Genomic DNA, 18,663 nt, shown 5'->3' on the forward strand with positions numbered 1-18,663 from the left:
GCGTCTACGGTTGTTCGGGTACGGCACTTCCCAGGGTCCGAAGGACGTCCTCCTGGGCGTAGTGCACCCGCCGTCCGGTGCGCTCGCGGCGCCATTTGTGCTCGTTGGCCAGCCAGTAGACGGTGCCGGTGGGCATCCGCCAGGTCGCGGAGATCTCCCGGGCGGTCAACCCGGTCGGTGCCGCGGCGCCGGGTCGGCGCAGGGCGTTCCAGCGGCCTGCAGGCCAGCGGTGCGAGGTGTCGGTGTCGCATTCCACGACCGACGGAAGCAGCGCGTCCGGGTCGTGGACCATCGCGATCAGCGATCCGGGGCAGTCGGGTTCGATGCATGCCCCGACGGAGATGTAGCGCTCGGCGGGCGGCTGAGCGATCCGTACACCCCGGCGCGTAGTTGCGTCGACCTCGGTGACGAGGTCGTAGGCGGCGGGGTGGGTGGCCAGCCAGTCGATGTGGCGGCGCAGGAATCCGGCGAGTGCGGGAACGGTACGACGGACGGGACGGACGCCGCGGGCCTCTGCGGTCAGATCCGCCCAGGCGGCCAGGGTGCCGCGGATCGCGGCTCGGGCCTCGACGGCCTCGACGTTGAGCGGGATGCCCGGTCTGCCGCTCCCGGTGACTCGGTCACCCGCGACGGGAGCCAGGAGGAGGGCAGCCTCCAGGCCCGCATAGAGATCAGGGATTTTGGTGAGTTGGCTCTGTAACTGTTCCCGGCAGAGCCGGCATAACTCGGATTTTCCAACGGAACATTGGTGCGAAATGCGAAGTTCGGCGTGCTGCACTGAACGCTTCCTTCCCCCGCCGCGAAATCGCGGTCACCGCAGCAGCGAAGCAAGCGATCCGGTGTCCGAGCAATGAGATTCCATGTGCGTTCACACGTCATGGCGCACTCGCGCCGGGCCTCGACGCGGCCGAACGGCGAGGTGACTCATCGTCCGTTTCCGCATGTCAGCGGTGAAACGGCGGGGTACTTCCGGCAGGACGGGCAGCAGACGACCGGGGATCCGCGCAGTTGGCGGGGCGTTCTCCTGGTGCTGTCGGCGTGTCCGGATTCCGGAGAGTGTTCCGTGACTCCGGTTCCGGTTCGGGAGCCGGAAGGGGTCCGCACGGCGTCGACGAGGGCCCGCCGGGGCGGACGGCCGGTCCGGAACCGGCCACGGGTGTTCGAGCCACCCCCGCCGGGCGTCACCACTGGCCCGATCTCGGGGGTGATCCGGTGGCTTCGGGCGATGTCGCCGTCCTCCCGGAGCCGGGCGTTCGGACCGTCCGAACGGAGTCGGTCCGGCCATCGCGTCCGAGTCCGCGCATGTGGAAAGGGTGTTGACATGTGCGACCTGGCTCCAAGAAGATGACGCTCAGATTGGTGTTCTGCGCCCACAATCAGGTCCCCCCGCAGGGGAAATGACCTCGGAAACCGGCCTCCCAGCTGCCGGACCCTCGCGCCCAGGAACCGCCGAAGAGCCGCCGAAGAACCGCGCCCAAGCCATCGCACATGTGCCCACCTGCGCATTTCCCACTTCCCTCATGCAGCGGCAGCATGCCTGCCACCCCTCAGAAGGGTTCTCTCTGTCGTGTTCCGCACGATGCTGAAGTCGAAAATCCACCGCGCCACCGTGACTCAGGCCGACCTCCACTACGTCGGATCTCTCACCATCAGCACCGACCTCCTGGAAGCCGCCGACCTCCTGCCGGGCGAACAGGTCGACGTCGTCGACATCAACAACGGTGCCCGGCTCACCACTTACGTGATTCCCGGCCCGCCCGGCGCCGGTGTCATCGGGATCAACGGGGCGGCCGCCCGCCTGATCAGCCCCGGTGACCTGGTCATCATCATCAGCTACGCGTCGGTTCCCGACGCCGAGGCCAAGGGGCTGCTGCCCCGCGTCGTCTTCGTCGACGAGCAGAACCGCATCGTCCAGCAGGGCGACGACCCCGCGGCCGCCCGGCCCGGCACCGGCACCGTGCGCGGCGACATCGTCGCGCCCCGCTGAGCCGAGGCATCCGACCGGCGGTTCACCGCACACCCATCTCCTTCCCCACCGGCACGAGAGGCGTGTATCCATGCTGCCCAGCACCACCGACCCGGTCGTCGTCGAAAATGCCTTGAACAGGTACGGTGCGCAGATTCGTGCCGCGCTGGCCGACCTGAGTGCGAACCCGACGGGAAGTTCCGGCGACATGAACGCCACCGGATTCGGTCCAGGGTTCGAACTTCCTTCGGAGAGCGAGGAGTTGACCCGCTACTTCGAGGTCTCCGACCTGGCCTTCAGTGACCTCGGGAGCTACCGGGGGAAACGCGTCCGGCTGCTCGACCTGATGCGCAATCCACGCACCCGCACCACCAAGACGTTCGCCTCGTTACCCATCGTCGCGCGCGCCGTCGAGCACATCCGGCGGACCGACGAGCGCGTCATGATCCTCTCCCCCTCGTCGGGCAACAAGGCCACCGCGCTGCGCGACGCCGTACTGCGAGCCCATGAGACGGGGCTGGCCACACCCGAGCAGCTGTCCATCCTGGTCGTGGTCCCCGGTGCCTCGCGGGCGAAGCTCTGGGCCTCACCGCTCTCCGAGGACGAGTGGCTGCGCGCCCGCAACCCGGTGGCCGTGTACGACGGGGCCGAGCGCGGGGACGTGAAGACGCTGGCCCGCGCCCTGTCCGACGGGCACGGTGCCGATCTGCGGGACCGCGTCGGCATCAACCTCTGGTACACGCTGGACATCAACAACTACAAGGCGGCGGACATCCTGCGCGCCTACGCCGAGCACGAGTTCCTCCCCCCGTCGGACGCTCGGCTGCATGTGCACGCCGTGTCCAGCGCGTACGGGTTGCTCGGACACCATCTGGGGGCGCAGCGACTGGCCGCGGCCGGGCACGGCGAGCCCACCGCCCGCTACTTCCTCGTTCAGCACCTGGACACCCCGGACATGGTGCTCAGCCTGTACCGCGGATCGCACGACCGGTCGCACCTGCCCGAGTACGTGTACGACGACACGACCGGGCTGTTCCGGCAGGACACCGACCCGCGCTTCCCGGCCACCGCGTACGACCCGGGAGAGAACCTCGACCCGACGTTCTACACCCGGCGGCCGGTGACCTCGGACGAGATGAACCCGATCATCCGGCGGCAGGGTGGCGGCGGCATCGTCGTCTCGCTGCCCGAGTGCCTGGAGCGCTACCCCCGGTTGCGGGCCATGCTGGCGCCGGCCGGGGTGGTGCTGCCCGCCGACCCGCGCGAACTGCGGGAATGGTCGTTGGTGATGGCGCTGACCGGGCTGCTCAACGGCATCGACCGGGGTCTGGTGGAGGAGGAGGACATCCTCGTGCACGGTTCCGGCAGTTACCACGACGGCGACTTCTCGCCGCTCCCCGCGCCGCACCTCAGCCGGGTCGCCGATGTCGGACAGCTGGCCGAACTCGCCGAGAGCGCGGCCGAGGGCAAGGCCGTATGACTCAGGTTCCGCCTGCTCGGTCCCCGTGGATCGCGCGGTTGCCGCGCGGCCCGATCAGGAAGATCTGCCTCGCCACGCTGGTGTCCAACATCGGCAGCGGCGCCTGGTACACGTGCCTGGCCATCTTCACCGTCCGCTCGGTCGGACTGTCGCCCACGCAGTTCGGCCTCGGGATCACCATCGCCGGGGTGATCGGTCTGCTGGCCGGCAGCCCACTGGGCTATCTCGCCGACCGGTTCGGGGCCAGGGAGATGCTGGTCGGCATCTCGTTGGCCCAAGGAGTGGCCGCCCTCGGCTATGTCCTGGCGCACGAGTTCTGGTCCTTCCTCCTGGTCTCGTGCTTCGCGGTCGCGGGCGAGCGCTCGGCGCCCGGCATCCGCATCGCACTGATCTCCTCGCTGACCCGCGAGGAGGACCGCTTGCAGAACATCTCCACGACCGTCGTCATGGCGCACATCGGGGCGGCGGTCGGGGCGGGCGCCGGGGCGCTGGTGCTGTATCTGGACACCAGGCCCGCGTACATCGGCCTGGTCCTGCTCTCCAGCGCCTCGTTCCTGGGGTTCGGGCTGATCGTGCGGGCGGTGCCGCATGTGCCGACCCTCAGCGACCGGAAGGTCAAGCGCAACGTCATGGTGTTGCGGGACAGACCGTTCCTGGCCATCACCGGTCTCAGCGCCCTCCTCGCCCTGAACTGGGGCATGCTCGGCAGCGGCGTGCCGCTGTGGATCGACGAGCACACCAGCGCCCCGAACTGGATCATGGGGGTACTGACCACGATCAACGCGGTGGCGATCGTGCTGTTCCAGAACCGGGTGAGCCGGGGAGGTGCCTCGGTCCCCGGCGCTGCCCGGCTCGCCGTCTGGTGCGGTGCCGCACTCGCATTGTCGTGCCTGCTCTTCGCGGCCAGCTACAACGGCGCTGGAGCCTGGGTGATCGTGCTGCTGATCGCGGCGACCCTGGTGCACGTCGTCGGCGAACTCCTCTTCGTCGCCAGCGGCTGGGGCCTGTCCGTCGGGCTGTCACCGGACGACGCGCACGGCGAGTACCAGGGCGTGTTCGCCGCCGGGCCCGCCGCCGCCCTGATGTTCGCCCCCGCGCTGATGACCACCCTGGTCGTCGACTGGGGCGTCACCGGCTGGTTCGTCCTGGCCGGGCTGTTCCTCGTCGGCGGGATCCCGACCGTCCCGGTCAGCCGCTGGGCGCTGCGCACCCGGCCCGCCGGCACGGCGGCGGTACCGGCCCCGGAGGCCGCGACCGGCAGTTCCTGACCTCAGTGAGGCCCGAGGGAAGAAGAACGAACAGTGATGAGTACTGCCGTACAGTCCCCTTCCTTACCGGCCAGGTGGCGGCTGCGGGCGGGTTACGCCTGGGACCACAGCGCGGACCCCAGGCTCACCGCCGCCCGCACCGCCCTCGACACCCGGGTTCGTCCCCTGGTCTGCGCGATCTCGGTGCCCGGGCCGGACGCGCCGAGCATCGGATACGCGGGGGTGCGTCCCGGGCTCGTCAAAATCCATCAGTTGCTCGAACGGCAGGCCCAGCCGCCTGGTGGCACCCCACCCGTCCAGACCCGTCTGCCGGTGGACCGCCCCGCGCTCCTCGCCGGGCGCTGGCTGCCCCCCTCCGACCTGGTCGCGGTGGGCTGCACCCCGGCGCAGGCCCGGCGGCTGCCGGACCGGGCCGCCCTGGTGCTGCCGTTCCGGCTGCACCTGGTGGTGGACCTGCCCGACGGCGAAGGGCAGTGGCGCCGCCAGGTCTCCCGCCGGGAGCGCCAGTGGTTCACCGCGCAGAGCAGATCCCGTGACTGGGGCCTGGAACTCGCCTCCGACGACGAGTCGTTCCACTTCTTCTACGACCGGATGCATCTGCCCACCATGCGGCTGCGGCACGGCGGGCGGACCCGTAGCGAGGGCAAGGCGCGCGCTTTCGCCTGCCTCTTCCGGGGCGGGCTGCTGGCCTTCGCCACTCTCGACGGCAAGCGCGTGTCCGGGGCCCTTTGCCACGTCGACCGGCAGACCGGCACCCTCACCATCCGGCTGGTCGGCGTACTGGACGGATCCCAACAGCTCTACGACGAGGGTGCGCTGCGCATCCACGACCATCTGATGCTCGACTGGGCCGACCGCGGCGGGCTGCGCCATGTCGACTTCGGAGGCACCGAAGCCTGGGTCAGCCAGGGCACCTTCCAGTGGAAACGGAAGTTCGGCGCCCGGGCGGCGGTGGCACCCGATCACCTCGGAAACCTCGCGGTGTGGTGGCACGCCCGGCGGGACACCCCGGCGGTGCGGGACTTCCTGGTGGCCAATCCCGTCCTGGAGCAGGACCCGGCCGACGAGAGACGGCTGCGGGCCGTGTACTTCCACGACGCGTCGCGCCCGGCCCGCTTCGACCTGTCGCACCGCTGCGCCAACGTCACCGAACGACGCACCGAGCACCTGGACGCGTTCTTGTCCGGTGTCCCGGCCGGACCCCGCACGACCACACCATCGCAAGGGAGAACCGCCTGATGCCAGCTTCCAGGGTGACCCAACCGTGGTTCGGCAACCGCCGAAAGCCGCTGCAGACCGGGGTGTCCCCCGAGCAGACCGCCGACGTGATCCGCGAGGCACTGGACGGCCTGCCGGTCGGCGGATCGTCGGTGACGCTGCAGCCGTTCGTCGTTCCGCTGTCGTCGTACCGCGAACTGATGGGCGCCACCAGGTCCGTGCTCGATCTGCTGCGCCGGGCCGTCGTCGAGCTCTCGCCGACCCGCGAGGGCCGGTTGGCCGGGCTCGGCATCGACCCGGACGACTGCCCGAGATTCGCACCGGACGACGACTTCGAACTGGCGCACTGCGCCGACATGGGCCGGGCGGACGTGGTGATCGGCCCCGAGGGACCGAAGTTCATCGAGTTCAACGTCAGCGGTGCCTTCGGCGGCATGGTGCACTTCGAGATGTACCACCGCGCGTGGCAGCGCATCAACGCGATCGCCGGGCGGCCCGCCTTCATCGGCATCGACCCCTTCGCCCGCCTCGCCCAGCTGGTGGAACGCACCTGCGCCGATTACGGGGTGCCGCCCTCGGTGGCCATCGTCGACAACCTGAGCCCGCTCAACCCGGAGACCACCCCCCGGCTGTTCGACGCCCAGGTGGACCTGTTGCGCGGGCACGGGGTGAACGCCGAGTTCATACCCGTGGAAGGACTGCTGGAGGGCCTCGGGCTGCCGCGCGCGCTGCGGCACAAGGTGGGCATCTGCGAGTACAGCGTGCAGGACGCCCGCAAGGTCGGCTTCGACACCGGCCCCGGGCTTGAGGCCCAGAACGCCGGATTCATGATGCTGCCCTCGCAGAGCGCCTGGCTGCTGCACTCCAAGAAGGTCCTCGCGCTGGTCTCCGAGGGCCAACCGTGGATGAGCGGCGCCGACCGCGAGCTGGCGGACCGCTACCTCCCCTGGACCCGGGTGGTCTCCGACCGCGCCGTCGACTGGCAGGGCGGCACCCAGAACCTGCCCGCGCTGCTCGCCGCCAAGCAGGACCGTTTCGTACTCAAGGGCGCCACCGGGTGGTCGGGAAACGAGGTCTTCTTCGGCGGGCGGATGAGCCCGGACGCCTGGCTGGAGCTGATCGAGGAGAGCGTCAAGACCGGCTACTACGTGGCGCAGGAGGTCGTCGAGACCGCGCCCTATCCGGTGGAGGTGCTGGAGGAGTCCGGAGAGGTCGTCCGGATCGCGGCCAACTCGGTGATCAGCCCGTTCTGCATCGGTGGCGCGCCCGCCGGCTGCTTCGCCCGCTTCGTCTCGACGCCCCGGCCCGGAGTGGTCAGCGCCATGTCGCACGCGCGGCTGGCCGTTCTCCTCGCGGAGGCATGACCGTGCCGCTCAGCGGCGGCACCGACGTGCGGATCGGCGTCGCGGTGCTGCCGGAGTACCCGGGGACCGAAGGGCTCGGGATCTGGCGCGACGTCGAGGACATGGGGGCGGAGCACGCCTGGACCTTCGACCATCTGGCCTGGCGTTCGGTACGGGACCGGCCGTGGTTCGACTCGATGACCACCCTGGCCGCGGTGGCGGGTGCCACCCGCCGGATGACCCTGGGGACTCTGGTGGTCTCACCGGACTTCCGGCACCCGGTGACCACGGCGCAGCAGGTCATGACGGTGGATCACCTCAGCGGCGGGCGCTTCGTCCTCGGTGTCGGGGCCGGGGCCGGCGGCACCGACAGCACGACGCTCGGCGGCCCCGCCCCGAGTGCCGCGGAACGTTCCGCCCGCTTCCGGGAGTTCGTCACCCTCACCGACCAACTGCTGCGCGGGGGTCCCACGACGGTCGCCGGAGAGCACTTCAGCGCGGTGGACGCCCGGGTCGTGCCGGGCTGCGTGCAGCGGCCCCGCGTCCCGATGGCCGTCGCGGCCACCGGGCCGCGAGGGATGCGGCTGGCTGTGGAGTACGGGGACATCTGGGTGACCAACGGGGCCGTCGCGGCTCCGGGAGAGCAGACCGACGAAGAGGCCTTCGGGATGTTGCGGGACCAGATGGACCGGTTCGCGGAGGTCTGCCACGCTGCCGGCCGCGACCCGTCCGCGCTGCGCAGGCTCGTCCACATCAGCCGGGTGCTGCCCGACCCGTACGGCTCCGCCGACCGGTTCGCCGAGACGGTCGACCGGGTCGGGAAGCTGGGATTCACCGATCTCGTCGTCAACTACCCCCGCCGCCAGGGCACCTACGCGGGCGACCCGGCGGCCTTCGAACGGGCGATCACCGGGGTGACCGGCGCCGCCGGCCGAAGTCGGCACCTGGATGCGTGAGTACCTGCTCTCCGCGACCTGACAGGCACGATCGAAGGGAACATGCTCGATGAGCAAGGAATATCCGGCGATTCTGCCCGGCGAGGGCGACAACGACTACGCCCGCTACATGCGCACCGACACGCTGCTCGCCCTCCAACGAAGCCCCGAAGAGGCCGCTCACCGCGATGAGCTGCTCTTCCAGATCGTCCACCAGACCACCGAGTTGTGGCTCAAGCTCGCCTGCTCCGAAGTCGCGGAGGCCGCTCTGCGCGTCGCCGACGGCGAACCGGCGGCCGCGGTACGGCTGATCGCCCGGGGCTCGCTCGCCATCGAACTGGTCACCGGCCAGCTGGAGATGCTGCGACATCTCTCCCCCCGGGACTTCCAGGAGTTCCGCCTGGTGCTCGGCAACGGCTCGGGTTTCGAGTCGCCCGGCTGGATCGGAGTACGGCGCCGCAGCGAGGAGCTGGGCTCAGCCTTCGACAAACTGGTCGAGAGCCGGCAGGCCGACCTCGCCGAGCTCTACCGGGGCGACCCGGACGAGCCGCTGCACCGGCTGGCCGAGGCGATGGTCGAGTGGGACGAGCGGGTCGCGCTGTGGCGGGTGCGCCACTACAAGATCGCCACCCGGATCATCGGGCACGGCGTGATCGGCACCAAGGGCACCCCGGTGGACGTCCTGACGAAGCTGATCGCCCACAAGTTCTTCCCCGGGCTGTGGGCGGTGCGTACCGGACTCACCCTGGACGCCGAGCGGTCCGCGGAGGAGGCAGCGGTCGAAGCGGAGGCGGCCGCTGCCTCCTCCGGCGAACCCGCCGCGGAGTCCTCGGGACGTTGCCCGCTGTGACCACGCCGGAGGAGTTCCGGGCGCACTTCCCGATGCTGGACTCCGTTGTCCACCTGGCCAGTTGCAGTCTGGGCGCGCGCTCCACCGAACTGGACGAGGCACTGGCCCGGATGCTCGCCGCGATGGCCTCGCAGGGCGCGCCCTGGCACGCCTTCGAGGAGGAGTCGGCTGCCGCCCGGAGCGGCTTCGCCGACCTGATCGGTGCCGCGCCGGAGCAGATCGCGCTGGTGCCCAATGTCTCGGTTGCCGCCTACCAGGCCGTCTCCGGGCTGGAGTTCGGGCAGCGCCGGCGCATCGTCACCACGGAGGCCGAGTTCCCGTCGCTGGCCCATGTCTGGCTGGCGCAGCGCCCTCGCGGCGCGGAGCCGGCCTTCGTCCCGGACCAGCGGCCGGACCAGGGCGCCGTGGACGGTGCGGCGGCCTGGACGGCCGGGTACCGGGACGCCATCGACGAGCGCACCGCGCTGGTCTCGGTGCCGATGGCGACCTACCGCACCGGTGCCCGGCTTCCGGTGTCGTCCGTGGCAGCGGCCGCGCACGCGGCCGGGGCGGCGGTGTTCGTCGATGCCTATCAGGCCGCGGGTGTGGAGCCGCTGGATGTCGGCGAGCTGGGCTGCGACTTCCTGGCGGCCGGCACGTCCAAATACCTGCTGGGCCTGCCCGGCGTCGCGTTCCTCTATGCCAGGGAACCCGCCGCCGCCGTGCTGCCGCCCCAGCTGACCGGCTGGTTCGGCCGTACCGACCCCTTCGCCTTCGACCCGCGCACCCTGGACTTCCCGCAGGCCGCGAGCCGCTTCGAGACCGGCACCCCGCCGGTGCCGTCGCTGTACGCCGCCAACGCCGGGCTCGGTCTGCTGCGCGGCCTCGATCCGTCCGCGGTCCGCCGCCACATCAGTGAGCTCGGTGCCCTGGCGGCCGAGCAGCTCACCGCCCAGGGCGAAGTACTGGCGTCGCCCGTCGACGCCGCCGCCCGCGGGGCGTCCCTGGCGCTGGCCGACCCGTCACCCACCGCGCTCGCCGCCCATCTCGCGAGCCGCCGGATCGCTGTCGCCCCGCGGGGCGATGTCCTGCGACTGGCGTTCCACTACTACAACACCGCCGCCGATGTGGCCGCGGTGTGCCAGGAGATCGACAAGTACCGGAGTTCTGCAGAGGTGTGACCACCGGGAGTTGAATGCAATGCTCGTTCTGGACGACTGGCTCTTATCCCCTCACGCTCAAAGCTTCCCGTACGGAAAAGTGATCGAGGCCTACCACCAGGTGGGCAAGCATTTCGTGTCGAAAGAGCTGCTGGGTGCGCTGGACGCGGTCCGTAGCGCGGCGGGAGACAGCGACCCCGTCCTCGCGGCCTTCCTCGACACCGCACTCGACAAGTGGGACGGCCGTTACGACTACCGCACGTACCTCGCCCTCGGCGTACTGCCGCTGCCCGCGGCGCAGGACCCGGTGCGCGACGGCGCGGCGGCCGCGGTCGGCAGGGACCGGCTCTTCACCCATCTCATCCTGGACGCGCTGGAGTTCGAGGACGCGGCCGGCTCCGGACGGACCGGTTTCTTCCCCGAGATGCGGCCGTCCCCACAGACCGCCGTCAAACGTTTCCGCCTCGGCGTACGCGCGGTATCACCGGCCGCCGCCCGTATGGGGCTGCCCGTCCCCGACCCTTCCGGGGACCCGGCGGCGGCGTTCCGTGAACTGATCGGGGCCGCCTCGGCGGACCGGCGGGACGACGAGCGGGAGTCCTTGGCGCACAGCATGCTGCCGGTCTACGTGTCGCACGACGAATATCTCTTCCTGCGGATCCTGCAGGCCTTCGAGACGGTATTCGCGCTGCTCGCGGTGGAGTTGACCGCGGCGGTGAACCAGCTGTCCGGCGGCGACGCGGAGGCGTCGTCGGAACGGCTGGTGGCGGCCGAGGCCGCTCTGCGGGAGTCGGCGGGGCTGTTCCCGCTGCTGGCGACCATGCAGGTGGGGTCCTTCCAAACCTTCCGCCTCTACACCGAGGGCGCCAGCGCCATCCAGTCGCGCAACTACAAGACCGTCGAAGCGCTGTGCAGGGTGCCGGACCAACCGCGGCTGGACTCGGCCGCGTATCTGTCGGTGCCGGAACTGAGGGACCGGGTGCTGGCAGGACAGGCCAATCTCGACGACGTCATCCGGTCCATGGACGGGGCGGGCCGGCTGCTGCCCAACGAGCGGACCGTGCTGACGGCGGCGATGGACGCCTTCGCCGCCACCCTGCTGCACTGGCGGCAGACCCACTACCGCATGGCGGTGCGGATGCTCGGCGAGGGCCGCGCCGGAACCGGCTACACGGAGGGCACGCCGTACCTGTACGACGTGCGGACCATCCCGGTCTTCCGCAGCACAGGTCCGGACGACGGGGCGAGCATCAAGGGAGGCCCGCAGTGAGCATCGACGCCGAACCCGTAGGGATCGTCGGAGCCGGACCGGTCGGCCTGTCGCTGGCCCTGCGTCTCGCCGCGCTGGGGGTACGGAGCGTGATCCTGGAACGCGACCCGGAGCTGCGCAAACAGGGCTCCAAGGCCTGCCTGATCCAGGGCGACGTCCTGGAGGTGCTGGACAAGTTCGGCTGCGCGGAGCAGATCGCCGACGAGGGCGTCACCTGGACGGTGGCCAGGACCTATGTCCGGGGGAAGGTGATCCGCTCCACCCACTACCCGCGGCCGATCGGCTTCGGCCCGTTCGTCAACATCTCGCAGTACCGGATCGAGCAGCTCCTCGCGGAGCGGGCCGCCGCGGAACCGCTGACCGAAATCCGTTGGTCCCACATGGTCACCGGGATCCGGCAGGACGACGACGGAATCCGGGTGACGGCCGACACCCCGGACGGATCCCAGGAGTTGGCCTTCCGCTATCTGGTGGCCTGCGACGGGGTACGCAGCTCGCTGCGCGAACTGAGCGGCGTGCGGTGGACCGGCTACAGCCACCGCGACCGGTTCCTGATCACCGACATCAAGGCCGAACTGCCGCTCGCCCAGGAACGCCACTTCCACTACGACCCGCCCTTCAACCCCGGCCGCCAGCTGGTGATGCACCCGCAGCCGGACAACGTCTGGCGGATCGACTGGCAGCTGCCGCCGGATGCCGACATCGCCGCCGAGGAGCAGGACGGGCGGCTCGACCGGCGGATCCGCGACGTGATCGGCGACATCCCGTACGAGATCGACTGGATGAGCACGTACCGCTTCCACCAGCGAGTCGTCGACCGCTTCCGGGTCGGCCGGCTCTTCCTCGCGGGCGACGCGGCGCACGCCCTGCCGCCGTACGGTTCCCGCGGTATGAACAGCGGCATCCAGGACGCCGACAACCTCGCCTGGAAGCTCGCCGCGGTACTGGCGGGCAACAGCGGCGAGGAGCTGCTGGAGACCTATCACACCGAGCGGTACGCCGCCGCGGTGGAGAACCTGGCCATCACCGAGGCCACCATCCGCTTCATGGTCCCGCCCAGCCGTGCGCGGCAATGGGCCCGCACGGTGCTGCTGGCGCTGGCCCCGAGGATGAAGTCGGTGCGCGGCCGGGTCAACAGCGGACGAATGGCCGAGCCCTTCAACTACCGGGACTCCCCACTGGTCGACGCCTCCGGCGGCCACCCGCTGGTGGGGGCGTTCGCGCCGGACGGGTACGTCCGCGGCGAGACCGGGCGCACCCGGCTACGCCGGGCGTTCGGCGACGGGTTCACCGTGCTGCACCTGGCGGATGACGCTCCGTCCGCCGCGAAGTTCGCCGACGCCGTCACCGCGCTGCCGTCCCCGGTGCCGCTGCGCGCCTTCGCCGTCCTGCCGGACGGAGCGCCCGGCCCGGGTTTCGAGAGCGGCCCGGACTCCGACATCGGCCAGGGTTCCGACGTCGGCGAGGTCGTCGTGGACGCCGACGGCGCCGTCCGGGCCGCCTACGGACCCCACCCCGGCTGGTTCCTGGTGCGGCCCGACGGGCACATCGCCGCCACCGGCGGCGAGGGCGATCTGGACGCCCTGACCACCGCCCTGCGCCGCTGCGCGGGAGCCGCCGCCACCGCCGGCCGGGACGCCACCACCGTCGCCTGACCGAGCCGGAACCGCGCCGGAACCCCGACGACACAACGACACATCGGCACGACGAACAAGGAGTCACCCCATGCCATCACCCCCCGCCGCCTGGCTCAACGGGAAGGTCGTCCCCTGGGACCAGTGCGTGGTGCACGCGCGTTCCCAGGGCGCCTTCTGGGGCGCCAACGTCTTCGAGGGCGTACGCGCCTACTGGAACCCGGACGAGGGGCGGCTGCGCGCCTTCCGGCTGGAGGATCATCTTGCTCGGCTCGGCCGCTCCATGAAGTCGCTGCGGATGGACATCCCGTACAGCGCCGCCGACCTCGCCGAGGCCTGCGCGGACACCGTGCGGGCCGGCGGCTTCCAGGAGGACCTGCACCTGTGCGTGGTGGCGTACTTCGGGATGGGACCGAACTACGACCCGATGTCGCACACCGAGGAGACCGGGGTGCACATCACCGTCGTGCCCCAGCCGCGCTCGCCCGGCTGGGAGCGCGGCGCCTCCGCCTGCGTCTCGTCCTGGCGACGGATCAGCGACGACACGATGCCGCCGCGCATCAAGACCGGCGCGAACTACCACAACAGCCGGCTGGCGCAGCACGAGGCGACCCGCAACGGCTACGACACCACCTTGCTGATGAACCAGCGCGGCAACATCTCCGAAGCCCCGGGCGCCTGTGTGGCAATGGTCAGGGACGGACGGCTGGTGACGCCGCCCGGCACCAGCGGGGTGCTGGAGGGCATCACGCTGGACACCGTGCTGCGGCTCGCCTCGGAGGAACTCGCGATGCCGGTGGAGAAGCGGGAGATCGACCGCACCGAGCTGTACGTGGCCGACGAGGTGTTCCTGTGCGGCACTCTCGCCGAGGTGCTCCCCATCACCTCCCTGGACCGGATGCCGATCGGCGACGGAGCCCCCGGGCCGCTGACCCGCAAGCTCCAGGCGCTGTTCGCCGCCACGGTCCTGTCCGACCACTCGACCGCGCTGTAGACGAGGAGAACCCGACGTGTCCGTACTGAAAGCCGTGGTGGCCGGCCTGCGATCCGGATCGCTGGAGGTCGTCGACCTCACCGCCCCCCTGTCCGAGGACACCCCGGTGATCGGCCTGCCGCCCGAACGCGGCCAGCCCTGGCCGTTCAGCCGCGAACCGATCAGCCACTTCGACGCCGCGGGACCGGAGGTCTACTGGAACAACCTGCGGCTGTCCGAGCACACCGGTACGCACTTCGACGCCCCGGCGCACTGGCTGCCGGGCCAGGACCTGGAGGATGTCTCCCAGGTCCCGCCGATCCGCCTGGTCGGCCCGGCCGCGGTCCTGGACTTCTCGGAACAGGCCGCGGCCGACCCGGACTTCCTGCTGCGCCGCGAACACGTCGAGGCCTGGCAGGCGGAACACGGGCCGCTGCCCGACGGCGGGTGGCTGCTCTACCGCACCGGCTGGGACGAGCGCGGCGGCAACGCCAAGGAGTTCCTCAACGACGGCCACACTCCGGGCGTCGAACCCGGCTGCGCCCGCTGGCTGGCCCACTCCACCGGGCTGCTCGGCATCGGCGTGGAGACCGTGGGGACGGACGCCGGCCAGGCGGGCACCTTCACCGATCAGCCCTACCCCTGCCACTGGTTCTTCCAGGGCGCGGGCAAGTACGGGCTGACCCAGCTGCGGAACCTCTCCCGGCTGCCCGCCCAGGGCGCCGTGGTGGTCGCCGCGCCACTGCCGATCGTCCGCGGCTCCGGCAGCCCGGCCCGGGTCCTGGCCCTGATCGAGCACTCCGACCCGGCAGGAGCCTGACGATGGAAGAACGCAGTTTTGACCGGGGTCACGAACTGCTGCAACGGCATGTAGCGGCCGCATCCGACCCCGACCGCACCTCGCTGTTCACCCTTCTCGACCGCGAGTGGGATCTCCTTCCCGGCGTGTTCACCCCGACCTACACCCCGGTGACCAGGCTGTTCACCACCTGGCTGCCCTTCCGCGAGGGCGGCACCTTCCTGGAGATGGGATCCGGCGCCGGAGTCACCGCGGTCAGCGCCGCGCTCGCAGGCTGCCGTGAGGTGGTGGCCCTCGACATCAGCGCCGCCGCCGTCGAGAACACCCGGCGCAACGCCGAGCGGCACAAGGTCGCCGACCGGGTCGATGTGCGGCACAGCGACATGTTCGAAGCGCTCAAGCCCGGCGAGGCCTTCGATCTGATGTTCTGGAACTCCAACTTCGTGGAGGCACCGGCGGACTTCGTCAACGAGACGGACCTGCACCACGCCTTCTTCGACCCGGAGTACACCGCGCACGCCACCTATCTGCGCGAGGCGCCCCGGCATCTGACGGACGGCGGCCGGCTGATGCTGGGCTTCAGCGACCTGGGCAACTGGCCCAGGCTGCGGACCATGTGCGAGGAGGCGGGGCTGCGGATCGAGCAGTTGTACTCGTCCGAGGCGGTGCTGGAAGTGACCATCGACTTCCAGCTGCTGGAGCTGCTGCCTGTCGGCGGCGGACCCTGGAGCGAGTTTAGAATCCACCGGAAACCGGCTGTTTGAACCTCATGGAGAAGTAGGAAGGCCACCGCATGACTGATGCCTCCGAGCAGGCCAAACTCGAACAGCTCCTCACCGAGCTGCCCCGGGGCGTCCTCGCCACCATCAAACGCGACGGCCGGCCCCAGCTGTCCAACGTCGGATTCAGCTACGACCCGGAGTCCAGGACCATCAGAATCTCCGTCACCGACGACCGGGCCAAGACCCGCAATCTGCGCCGCGACCCGCGCGCCACCTTCTACGTCACCACGCCCAACATGGGCGCGTACATCGCGGCCGAGGGTGACGCGGAGCTCAGCCCGGTGGCCGCCGCCCCGGACGACGCCACCGTCGACGAGCTGGTCGGGGTCTACCGCGCGATCTCGGGCGAGCACCCCGACTGGGCGGAGTTCCGGCAGGCCATGGTCGACGACCGGCGGCTGGTGATCCGGCTGCCGGTGAACCGGATCTACGGCTGGTACGGCTGGGGCCCGACCGAGGGCTGAGCGGCCGGGCCGGGGTCGCGGGTCGCGGCCCCAAGCCGCCCGACACACAACCGACAGGAGTTGACGCGTCATGCCCGCCACGCCGCGGCTGCAGATCATCATCGCCAGTACCCGACCCGGCAGGGTGGGCCCGGCCATCGCCGAGTGGTTCACCGAACGAGCCGTCCACCACGGCGGTTTCGAGGTGGACGTGGTCGATCTGGCAGAGATCAACCTGCCGTTCCTCGACGAGCCCGAGCCCGCGATGACCCGGCGGTACGTCCAGCAGCACACCCGGGACTGGAGCGCCCGGGTGGCTTCGGCCGACGCCTTCACCTTCGTCATGCCGGAGTACAACTACGGCTTCAGCGGCGCGCTGAAGAACGCGATCGACTTCCTGCACCACGAGTGGCAGTACAAGCCGGTCGGCTTCGTCAGCTACGGGAACACCTCGGCCGGGCTGCGGGCCGTCCAGATGATCAAGCAGGTGGTGACCACGCTCCGCATGATGCCCGTCACCACCTCGGTCGCCCTCCACTATGTCCGCGAACAGCTCGACAGCGAGGGCCGGCTCAAGCCGTCCGAGGACCGGGACGAGGACGCCAAGGACCTGCTGGACGAGACACTGCGGCTCACCACCGCGCTGTCCCCGCTGCGGCAGCAGTAGCACTCGCCGGCAGCGACCCGCAGCAGCACCCGCCCGCCCTTGCCGGGCCCGACACCCCTGGGGTGTCGGGCCCGGCTTTTTCGCATGCGGCGGGTGTGCAGTGGCGGGTGAGCAGTGGGGACCGGCTACTGCTGCGGCTCCCGCGCGTCGATCGCCGACCCATTCCCCCAGCGCATGGCCCCGATGCGATCTGGTCGCTGGTGGAATGCCGTCCCGCCTCCTAACGTCGCCCTGTACAGCGGGCGTTGACCAACGGGGGGAATCATGGAATCGGACCGAGGACGGCACTTCGTCCCGCGGGGCCACGGGCACGGGTTCGGTCTCGGCACGGCGCAGGGAAGCCATGCCGTCGCGGGACTGGGGGGCGGCCTTCTACAGGTCGCGCGGCGGCTCATCCTGGGGCTCTGCGTCGCCATGGTCATCACGTTGTTCGTCACCACGCCCCGGAACGCGTTCATCAAGGGCGCTGTCACAGGAGTTGTGGCGCTCGCCGTGCTCGGCCTCACGCTGATATGGCGCCGGGTGTCCGCCCGGTTCGGGCTCACCAGGTGCTACCTGTTCGCGGGCGGCTTCGTCGTCACCAACGTCTTCGGCGGTGTGCGAGAAGTGGTCGTGTGGAGCGACGTGCGAGCGATGCATCTGATGGGCTCGCAGTCGCTCCTCATGTCCTTCCACCGGCTCGAGTTCGTACGGAACGGTTGCGCGACCCTGGGGTTCCTGGCGCTGGGGGTACAACCAGCCTTGGTGGAAGCCCTGTTGAGCGAGGCGACCAAGAACGGTGTGCGCTGCGCCTGACCCCCGGCTGCCGGCCTTGAAGATCGGGGCGACGACGACTCCGGCCGCGATCGTGATCCACGCAGGTGTGCCGCACTGGACCGTCAGCCGGCAGCGGTGGCGGGATCCGTTCCGCGGCTCCACGATCGAAGGCGAGGCAGAAACGAGGCTCCGATGTCCGACTCCCCGCCGTCCACCCCTGCGGGCGGCAACGACCGCTCGGCCGGCCCGCCGGCGACCGGCCACTACGGCAGAGACCTCTTCCCGCCGGAGCGCCAGGGGGAGTCCACGCGGATCGACTACGGCGCGCTGGCCTACGACGAGGTGACGTTCCGGCGGCTAGCCGCGCTCGGAGCCGGGCCCGGGTGGGCCTGCCTGGACGCGGGCGCCGGAACGGGGACCGTCACTCGCTGGCTGGCCGAGACCGCAGGCGTCGACAGCGTTCTTGCCGTCGATCGCGACACCCGCTTTCTGGCGGTACCGCCGGGCGGCCGGGTGCACGCGGTCGTCGCCGACCTCGCCGACCCGGACCTGGCCGATCCGAACCTGGGACCGGGCCGGTTCGACCTCGTGCACTGTCGGTTCGTCCTCATGCACCTGCCCCGGCACGATGCCGTGCTGGCGCGGCTCGCGGAGTGGGTGGCCCCCGGCGGGTGGCTCGTCGTCAGCGACGCCGTCGACCTGACCACGGCCCGCTCCGCGCACCCGGCCTACCGTCGCACGATGGAAGCCATGTGGCAGGCACTGGGCGACACGATCGGCACCGACATCAGCTGGGTCACCGAGTATCCGGGACTGCTGCGGTCCCATGGGCTCTCGGACGTCGGAGCGGAGATCTACGTGCCGCCGCTGACCCCCGACGCGCCGGTAACCGCCTTCTGGCGGGCCACCTGGGAGCGGATGCGACCCGGTCTGGACTCCACCGCGCCGGCAGACCCGACGACGGTGGACGAGGCGCTGGCTTATCTGGCCTCCCCTGAGCTGGCCGAGCTCTCCCCCGGCATGATCACCGCCTGGGGGCGCCGCCCGGCCTGACCGGGAATGCGCCGCTCCCGGGCCGATGCGATGCTGGAGATGAGCAGGCGCGCAGACGGGCAGACGGGCAGACGGGCAGACGGACGA

Annotated in this window: 18 protein-coding genes; 17 read left to right on the forward strand and 1 reads right to left on the reverse strand. The window is 70.6% G+C overall.

All coding sequences use genetic code 11. The features are described from left to right. Positions 1–4: 4 nt before the first annotated feature. Positions 5–778, reverse strand: a complete 774-nt coding sequence (locus tag AC07DC_RS04560; protein ID WP_478911756.1) for a hypothetical protein — start codon at positions 776–778, stop codon at positions 5–7. A gap of 789 nt (positions 779–1,567) precedes the next feature. On the opposite strand from AC07DC_RS04560, the gene panD reads away from it, so the two are divergent. The 17 genes from panD to AC07DC_RS04645 all read left to right on the forward strand — a co-directional run bounded on the left by panD (position 1,568) and on the right by AC07DC_RS04645 (position 18,576). Beyond that, positions 1,568–1,987 carry an aspartate 1-decarboxylase gene (gene panD / locus AC07DC_RS04565; protein ID WP_478911757.1) on the forward strand — a complete coding sequence of 140 codons (420 nt, stop codon included), beginning with the start codon at positions 1,568–1,570 and terminating at the stop codon, positions 1,985–1,987. 70 nt (positions 1,988–2,057) lie between these two features. Further along, positions 2,058–3,446, forward strand: a complete 1,389-nt coding sequence (locus tag AC07DC_RS04570) for a DUF6002 family protein (RefSeq protein WP_478911759.1) — start codon at positions 2,058–2,060, stop codon at positions 3,444–3,446. Next, positions 3,443–4,714 carry an MFS transporter gene (locus tag AC07DC_RS04575; protein WP_478911761.1) on the forward strand — a complete coding sequence of 424 codons (1,272 nt, stop codon included), beginning with the start codon at positions 3,443–3,445 and terminating at the stop codon, positions 4,712–4,714. Before AC07DC_RS04570 ends, AC07DC_RS04575 begins: the two co-directional genes overlap by 4 nt. A 36-nt stretch (positions 4,715–4,750) precedes the next feature. Further along, complete coding sequence (locus AC07DC_RS04580; protein WP_478911763.1) at positions 4,751–5,953, forward strand: hypothetical protein; 1,203 nt, start codon at positions 4,751–4,753, stop codon at positions 5,951–5,953. After that, positions 5,953–7,296 carry a hypothetical protein gene (locus tag AC07DC_RS04585; RefSeq protein WP_478911765.1) on the forward strand — a complete coding sequence of 448 codons (1,344 nt, stop codon included), beginning with the start codon at positions 5,953–5,955 and terminating at the stop codon, positions 7,294–7,296. Before AC07DC_RS04580 ends, AC07DC_RS04585 begins: the two co-directional genes overlap by 1 nt. After that, positions 7,293–8,231 (forward strand): LLM class flavin-dependent oxidoreductase, encoded by a 939-nt coding sequence (locus AC07DC_RS04590; protein WP_478911767.1) that lies wholly within the window; start codon positions 7,293–7,295, stop codon positions 8,229–8,231. Before AC07DC_RS04585 ends, AC07DC_RS04590 begins: the two co-directional genes overlap by 4 nt. Before the next feature lie 49 nt (positions 8,232–8,280). Continuing rightward, positions 8,281–9,060, forward strand: a complete 780-nt coding sequence (locus AC07DC_RS04595) for a tryptophan 2,3-dioxygenase family protein (protein ID WP_478911769.1) — start codon at positions 8,281–8,283, stop codon at positions 9,058–9,060. Continuing rightward, positions 9,057–10,220 (forward strand): aminotransferase class V-fold PLP-dependent enzyme, encoded by a 1,164-nt coding sequence (locus AC07DC_RS04600; RefSeq protein WP_478911770.1) that lies wholly within the window; start codon positions 9,057–9,059, stop codon positions 10,218–10,220. The genes AC07DC_RS04595 and AC07DC_RS04600 overlap by 4 nt, the downstream gene beginning before the upstream one ends. Positions 10,221–10,299: 79 nt before the next feature. Beyond that, positions 10,300–11,469, forward strand: coding sequence for a tryptophan 2,3-dioxygenase (locus AC07DC_RS04605; protein ID WP_478911772.1), 1,170 nt, complete (start codon positions 10,300–10,302; stop codon positions 11,467–11,469). Then, on the forward strand, positions 11,466–13,124 hold the full coding sequence (locus AC07DC_RS04610) for an FAD-dependent monooxygenase (RefSeq protein ID WP_478911774.1): 1,659 nt from the start codon (positions 11,466–11,468) through the stop codon (positions 13,122–13,124). The genes AC07DC_RS04605 and AC07DC_RS04610 overlap by 4 nt, the downstream gene beginning before the upstream one ends. Before the next feature lie 70 nt (positions 13,125–13,194). Beyond that, a complete protein-coding gene (gene ilvE / locus AC07DC_RS04615; protein ID WP_478911776.1) occupies positions 13,195–14,097 on the forward strand; it encodes a branched-chain-amino-acid transaminase in 903 nt (300 codons plus the stop codon). A gap of 16 nt (positions 14,098–14,113) precedes the next feature. Next, positions 14,114–14,896 (forward strand): cyclase family protein, encoded by a 783-nt coding sequence (locus AC07DC_RS04620; protein ID WP_478911777.1) that lies wholly within the window; start codon positions 14,114–14,116, stop codon positions 14,894–14,896. 2 nt (positions 14,897–14,898) lie between these two features. Next, positions 14,899–15,639, forward strand: coding sequence for a methyltransferase (locus tag AC07DC_RS04625; protein ID WP_478911779.1), 741 nt, complete (start codon positions 14,899–14,901; stop codon positions 15,637–15,639). Between the two features lie 29 nt (positions 15,640–15,668). Beyond that, a complete protein-coding gene (locus AC07DC_RS04630; protein ID WP_478911780.1) occupies positions 15,669–16,121 on the forward strand; it encodes a PPOX class F420-dependent oxidoreductase in 453 nt (150 codons plus the stop codon). 70 nt (positions 16,122–16,191) lie between these two features. Continuing rightward, positions 16,192–16,767: an NADPH-dependent FMN reductase gene (locus tag AC07DC_RS04635; RefSeq protein WP_478911781.1), complete on the forward strand. Its 576-nt coding sequence runs from the start codon at positions 16,192–16,194 to the stop codon at positions 16,765–16,767. 264 nt (positions 16,768–17,031) lie between these two features. Further along, the gene (locus tag AC07DC_RS04640) at positions 17,032–17,562 is read left to right on the forward strand and encodes a hypothetical protein (RefSeq protein ID WP_478911783.1); all 531 of its coding nucleotides are present in this window, start codon (positions 17,032–17,034) and stop codon (positions 17,560–17,562) included. A 153-nt stretch (positions 17,563–17,715) separates the two neighbouring features. Next, positions 17,716–18,576, forward strand: a complete 861-nt coding sequence (locus tag AC07DC_RS04645) for a class I SAM-dependent methyltransferase (RefSeq protein WP_478911784.1) — start codon at positions 17,716–17,718, stop codon at positions 18,574–18,576. Positions 18,577–18,663: the final 87 nt, after the last annotated feature.

The organism is Streptomyces sp. NPDC045021 (assembly GCF_056432645.1).

Bases quoted from the DNA above. Each gene is read 5' to 3' on its own strand.
- AC07DC_RS04570 (WP_478911759.1), top strand. From the start codon at position 2,058: ATGCTGCCCAGCACCACCGACCCGGTCGTCGTCGAAAATGCCTTGAAC.
- AC07DC_RS04575 (WP_478911761.1), top strand. From the start codon at position 3,443: ATGACTCAGGTTCCGCCTGCTCGGTCCCCGTGGATCGCGCGGTTGCCG.
- AC07DC_RS04580 (WP_478911763.1), top strand. From the start codon at position 4,751: ATGAGTACTGCCGTACAGTCCCCTTCCTTACCGGCCAGGTGGCGGCTG.
- AC07DC_RS04585 (WP_478911765.1), top strand. From the start codon at position 5,953: ATGCCAGCTTCCAGGGTGACCCAACCGTGGTTCGGCAACCGCCGAAAG.
- AC07DC_RS04590 (WP_478911767.1), top strand. From the start codon at position 7,293: ATGACCGTGCCGCTCAGCGGCGGCACCGACGTGCGGATCGGCGTCGCG.
- AC07DC_RS04595 (WP_478911769.1), top strand. From the start codon at position 8,281: ATGAGCAAGGAATATCCGGCGATTCTGCCCGGCGAGGGCGACAACGAC.
- ilvE (WP_478911776.1), top strand. From the start codon at position 13,195: ATGCCATCACCCCCCGCCGCCTGGCTCAACGGGAAGGTCGTCCCCTGG.
- AC07DC_RS04625 (WP_478911779.1), top strand. From the start codon at position 14,899: ATGGAAGAACGCAGTTTTGACCGGGGTCACGAACTGCTGCAACGGCAT.
- AC07DC_RS04630 (WP_478911780.1), top strand. From the start codon at position 15,669: ATGACTGATGCCTCCGAGCAGGCCAAACTCGAACAGCTCCTCACCGAG.
- AC07DC_RS04635 (WP_478911781.1), top strand. From the start codon at position 16,192: ATGCCCGCCACGCCGCGGCTGCAGATCATCATCGCCAGTACCCGACCC.
- AC07DC_RS04640 (WP_478911783.1), top strand. From the start codon at position 17,032: ATGGAATCGGACCGAGGACGGCACTTCGTCCCGCGGGGCCACGGGCAC.
- AC07DC_RS04645 (WP_478911784.1), top strand. From the start codon at position 17,716: ATGTCCGACTCCCCGCCGTCCACCCCTGCGGGCGGCAACGACCGCTCG.